The sequence below is a fragment of the Mycobacterium sp. 4D054 genome (assembly GCF_052245755.1).
In the GTDB taxonomy this organism is placed as follows: domain Bacteria; phylum Actinomycetota; class Actinomycetes; order Mycobacteriales; family Mycobacteriaceae; genus Mycobacterium.
In genome coordinates, this window is sequence record NZ_JBQQCF010000104.1 from 1 (window position 1) to 5,413 (window position 5,413).

Annotated in this window: 6 protein-coding genes; 1 reads left to right on the forward strand and 5 read right to left on the reverse strand. The window is 66.3% G+C overall.

The annotated features are described in order from the left end of the window. Positions 1–245 (forward strand): integrase core domain-containing protein (locus ACTWP6_RS29715; RefSeq protein ID WP_443189578.1); only part of this gene is annotated, 245 nt, incomplete at its 5' end. A 204-nt stretch (positions 246–449) separates the two neighbouring features. Here the strand turns inward: ACTWP6_RS29715 and ACTWP6_RS29720 are convergent. From ACTWP6_RS29720 to ACTWP6_RS29740, 5 genes are all read right to left on the reverse strand, one after another. Then, a complete protein-coding gene (locus ACTWP6_RS29720) occupies positions 450–1,223 on the reverse strand; it encodes an ExeA family protein (RefSeq protein ID WP_443189581.1) in 774 nt (257 codons plus the stop codon). Between the two features lie 38 nt (positions 1,224–1,261). Continuing rightward, positions 1,262–2,719, reverse strand: a complete 1,458-nt coding sequence (locus ACTWP6_RS29725; RefSeq protein WP_443189579.1) for a DDE-type integrase/transposase/recombinase — start codon at positions 2,717–2,719, stop codon at positions 1,262–1,264. Positions 2,720–2,811: 92 nt separating this feature from the next. Beyond that, positions 2,812–3,432, reverse strand: a complete 621-nt coding sequence (locus ACTWP6_RS29730) for a helix-turn-helix domain-containing protein (protein WP_443189580.1) — start codon at positions 3,430–3,432, stop codon at positions 2,812–2,814. A gap of 262 nt (positions 3,433–3,694) precedes the next feature. Beyond that, on the reverse strand, positions 3,695–4,390 hold the full coding sequence (locus tag ACTWP6_RS29735) for a hypothetical protein (RefSeq protein WP_237674066.1): 696 nt from the start codon (positions 4,388–4,390) through the stop codon (positions 3,695–3,697). 102 nt (positions 4,391–4,492) lie between these two features. Then, entirely contained in the window at positions 4,493–5,041 is a 549-nt protein-coding gene (locus tag ACTWP6_RS29740; protein WP_146764792.1) for a hypothetical protein, read from the reverse strand. Positions 5,042–5,413 lie beyond the last annotated feature (372 nt).

Here is a 5,413-nt window from a genome sequence, read left to right on the forward strand (position 1 = left end):
CCCTCGGCGATATCGAGCATCGTCGCACTCGGCCCTACCGGCCGCAGACCAACGGCAAGGTGGAGCGCTTCCATCGCACTCTGGCCGACGAGTGGGCCTATGCGCGGCTCTACACCAGCGACGCGCAACGCTGCGACGAATACCCGCGCTGGTTGCACACCTATAATCACCACCGCGGCCACACAGCACTCGGCGGTCAAGCACCAGCCAGCCGCGTACCTAACCTCTCAGGTCAGTACAGCTAGGTCGGACTCCAGGCCCGTCCGCCGCCGAGGACGACTACCGATGTTGCGCGTCGCTCTGATTGAGGATGTCGGCGTCATCGGTGTTGGTGATGAATTGGTTATGAGAACGGCCCCGCTCGGTGTGGTGAGCGGGGCCGTGGTGTTCTCGGTGACGGTATCTTGGCCGCGGTGACGCGGTGGTCGTTGCGGTGACGCGGATCGGGTTCAGTCTGTTGCTGTTTCGCTGATCGCGATGCGTGCTGCTTTCTCTCCGACGATGGAATGACCGGCGGCGAACGCGGCGGTCAGGGCGTGCAGGGCGAGGTTGTTCACCGCGCGGGGGTGCCCGCGCGAGGCGTTGTGGATCAAGGTGATCGCATCGTCGGCGAACAGCACATCGGAGCGGCCGGCGATCTTGGTGTGGTGGTTGATGTAGTCGGCGGTGTCGGCCGGGGTCATCCCGGGCAGGGTGTAGCGCACCGCGATGCGCTGATCCAACGCGGCCAAAACACCCAGTCGGAGCCGGTGCCGGAGGGTGGGTTGGCCGACCAGCACGACGGCGAAGGGGGATCCGGAGTCCATGTCGTGGTTGGTCAGCAGCCGGATCGCTTCGAGTTGACCGTTGTCGAGCAGGTGGGCCTCGTCGACGACCAGCACCGGGTTGCGGCCGCGTTCGGCATGCTCGGCGGCCAGCGCGTCAGCGGCCTGGGGCGCCAGTCGGGCGGTGTGAAAGACCGGGGTGTGCCCGAGGGCGGCCACGATGTGGGTGAGCATGCCGCGCACCCCGATGGTGGGGTTGGCCAGGTAGATGATGACATGGCGGGCGGGGTCCAGCGCGGTCGCCGCGGCCCGGATGGCCACGGTCTTACCGGCACCGACTTCCCCGGTGATGACGCCGATGGCGCACTGGTCCACACACCAGGAGATCCGGGCGATCGCTTCGCTGTGGCCGGGGTGGCGGTGCAACATCGAGGGGGCCAGGTCGCGGCCGAACGGCATCCGGGTGAAGCCCCAATGGGATTGCAGCCGTTGAATACTCACGCCGACACCCCATCCTGGTGATCGAGGTTCGGCAATGCGAGCTGACCGGGCATCTGTTCGTGATCACCGGGGGTGCCGGAGCCGTAGAGGGCGTGGTAGCCGATGCGTTCGTCATCGCGCAGGTGGGCGTGGTGGGCCGCGGCAGTCAACGCCAGATAGTCGATGCCCGTCGCCGCCGGCGGTGAGTCACCGCCAGTCTCGGGTCGGGCTTTGGGGTGAGCATGACGGGTGATCGTGTGGGCGAGGGCTTGGCCGTAGCTTCTGTCCTGGTGGCGGACCTCGATGGCCTGCAGGTCGAACGGGCTAAACACCAGTTCCACGCGGCGCCCGGCCAGGGCGGGGTCGACCCGGTAGGTGTTGGCATGCAACGACACGGTGGCGGTCTTGGTCACCACCCGAAACTCCGACCACAGGAACGCTTCGGTCAGATCCGCCGCGGTCGGTAACACCAGTGTGCCGCCGAGGCGGTCGAAGCCGGCGTCCCAGCGGGCCAGCGGGGACTGCCCGGTCTCAGAATGGGTTCGGCGATGATATTCGGTCTCGACCCAGGCCATGAACAGCCGGTTGAGCTCCAGCAGCGCGGTGGCGTGGTCGACTCCGGCGGCGGCGAGGTCCTCGCTGCTGGTGTCGGTGACCTCGACGAGGAACTGCTCACGCACAGTGCGGAAGAACCGTTCGATCTTGCCGCGGCCCTGCGGGCGCCCCGGTGCCGAGTGCACCAGCCGGATCCCCAGTTTCGCGCACGCCCGCAGCAGCCACGCATCGACGAACGCCGACCCGTTATCGACATAGATCCCGGCCGGCACGCCGCGGGCGGCCAGCGCGGGCTTCAACGCGGCGGCCAGGCGCACGGTGTCTTCGGCGAACCCGAACCGGTGCCCGACCACCAGCCGGGAATGATCGTCGAGGAAGGAGAACAGATAAGTTTTGCGGTCTCCGACCCGCGGGCCGTGCAGGGCATCGCCGACCCACAGCTCATTCGGGTCGGCGGCTTCGAACCGGCCGAACACCTCACCGGTGTGACCGGCGGCCGGGCCCATCAGTTCGCAGCGGTGGAAATGGCGCAGCAGCGTGGACTCCGAGGGTGCCCATCCGGTGGCTGTGCGCAAGATCCGGGCCACCTGCGCAGCGGTGCGTGACGGGTTCTCCCGTTTCAGCGAGGCCGCCAGCTCCAGCACCTGGGCGTCGGTGCGGGTCGCCAGGCGGCGCGGCTCGGGCACCAACGCTTCGAACCCGCCGGCGCGGTAGCGACGAATCCAGCGATCCAGCGTGGCCCGTGCGATCTGCACCTGGGCGCCGAACGGGTCGATATGGCGGCGTTCGGCGATCTCGCGGACCAGCCTGCCGCGCTGCTTGCTCGATAACCCGGCCTCCAGCGCGGGGCAGATCAACTGATACCGGAACAACCCGATGGCTTGGGCCCGTTCCCGACGCTTGTGCTCTTCCAACGACACCGCAGTGCACTCCTCGCATGCTCGACAGCCCTACCCGAAACCGTTTGTCGGGCAGGTGCCTTGGCGAGGATCACCGATCACCACAGTTGGCGTCAGGGGCAACTGGTGTTGCCCGACCCCCTCGCTGCCACCCGGGGCCACCCTGGCGCCAACAACCGGCCACCGCTGAGGGTCACCACCACCTGCGCCGGCGTCACCGTGCTCAGCAACCCGGTCGGCCCGAACCGTTGCCGGATCGCCGTAGCCGCCGCGGTGACCGCGGCCTGCACATCACGCCACGGGCAGCCCAAGCCGTCCGGGATCCCCACATCGATCCCGGTGCGCACCGCGACCGTGATGAACCACGCCCGGATCGCGTCCAGCCGCTGGCCGGCCCGCCGCAGCCAGCCCCGCACCGTGGCCGCCGGCACCTTCAGATCGATCGCGATTCGGCGATGCCCCACCCCCCGGGCACGCGCCGACAGCGCCGTCCAAATCCGTTCGCCCCCATACGCTCTGCGCAGCAGCATCGTCACCGGCAACAGCACATGAGTGACCAAACACGACCGGCACCGGGCCCGCCGCGGCCGCACCGGGCCATCGAGTCCCTCGACGTCGCGGGACCGGGCATACCCCCAGCCAGCGAGCACGCCCTCGCCGCAGGCCGGGCAGGCGATCACCCCGCCCGCCAGACGGGACTCGACGTGGACAGGATCAGCCTCTACCGTCACCATCAGTGCCTCCGAGCACTACAGCGCGGCACCCCGCCAAGGCCGCCAAGACTTCAGCGGGGTGCCGCGCACCCACCAGTTCCTCGTCACACTGACGGTGCACACGAACAAGATCAACCCGACAGCCACCGCACCGGTGACATCGACAACCTCAATGACGAATGCAGACCCCGTGCTCGTCACCCCCAGAGACGGTCAACAACCGATCCGGACGTTCCCGCGCAAGCATTCCTAGTAGGTGCGCCAAGGCTTGCCCGGCGCCGATTCAACCATTGGCAGTCCAAGAACGCGCGTCCTGATCCAGACCCCAATGCTTGGTGATCGCCTTCGGGATCGGCAAACCGGCAACGGCCGCCTCGATCAGGGTGTGCGCCGGCAGTTTCCCAACTCCGTGGCGTCTCCATCGGCCGAGGGGGCCCGTCGAAGAGCCCGATGTCAGGCTGTCCAGGTAGGTAAAGGCGAGTGATACTCGGGCGTCGTGCAGCCAGCCACCGGCGCCACGCTGATCCTCAAGGAACGTCATGGCGATCCCATACTCTCGCTCCAGCGTCCGGTCGTCGCGCTGATTCTTTTGAGCCAGGGCCAGCTGCTCGACGAGCCAACGCACGTTGTGCCCATTGGGCCCGAACTCGAAGCCGGGCGGCATGCACTCCACCACCTCAAGCTGACGAGCACGGATCTGATGTGCCTCGTGGCGCAGCATGGGCTCGCAGCTCAATACGCGCAGCGGGCTGACCTTCCACACCTCCCACGGCATGAAGCCGTGGGCCTTGCCGAAGTTCACCATGTCGGCCGGCTCCTCAAACAAGCGGAACCCATTTCGCGCTAACGAGGTGAGGCGGCGTCCCGGCCGCAGCTTCGCGAACGCCTGGATGTTGACTGTGTCGCGGCCCTGATACGCCGCGACGTACCACGGACGGCCGGAAACGTCGGGGCTGGCTTGGGCATCCATCGGGGCCATGTCAGTCATTCTGATGGCCGGAGGTGACATGGCAACAGGCCTGCACGCGTAGTCGCAGGTTGCGGCAAAGTTCTCATACTGACAGCCCCTCGGATTGTTTTGTCACCGCGACGATTCCGCGGCTGTTGCCCGACCCTCAGCGGGAGGTAGGGCCCACTCGCGCCAGTGCTTCTCGGCGTACTTGAGTGCCGCAGTGATCTCGCTGCGCTCCAGGACGCCGCCGCCGAGGCTTCGCGCCAGCCCCTCGCAGACGTCGGCGAAGTCCATGGTTCGATCGGCAGCGTCCCCGAGCGACATCGCGTAGTCGGCGACTGCTCGCATAAAAATCTTCTCCGGGTCGGTCCGCCAGGCCCAACCCAGGACACGCCCTAGACGATCACCCGCATGAGTCAGGACGAAATGGTCGCCCTGCCACTGGGTCTCGTCGGCCGCGGCCCACGCGGCTTCCCGTGCGATGTGGTCACTCATCATGAACTCCAAGACCAAAGGGTCATCAACGATCCACGTCGTAGGTGGCACCAGATGTGCGACCACCTGTGCGCCCGACACGATATGCGCCATCTGCCCGCTTTGCGCTTCTGCAACAAGGCTATTCAGCTTTGGCTTTGCGTCAGTAACTGTCCACATACGCGACGCCGTGATATTCACCATGCGACGATCATAGCGCATCGGTACTGATATTACGTCCGGTAATCAGCTCCTAATCTAGGACCGGATTTAAGTACCGATAAATTACCTCATGGTCAACTAGTCGATGACTGGAGCCGTGATTACGCGAACGAACGCTCAGCACGCTCAGCAGAGCGGCGTCCGCAACAGGCACCTGGGCGCGGTAGCGGCCCGGCACCAAAGAACCCCGGCGCAACCCCACATTCGCGCATCGCGGATTCGCGCGGGCTGTCCGTTCTCATCTGACCTGATGTATGGACGGCGTCCTGAACTGCGGTGTATCAGTTCGGGTGAGAATCCGACGGGTCAGCTTTCTCATTTCATCTGATACAAGAGGTTCGCTGGTCGTTAGCG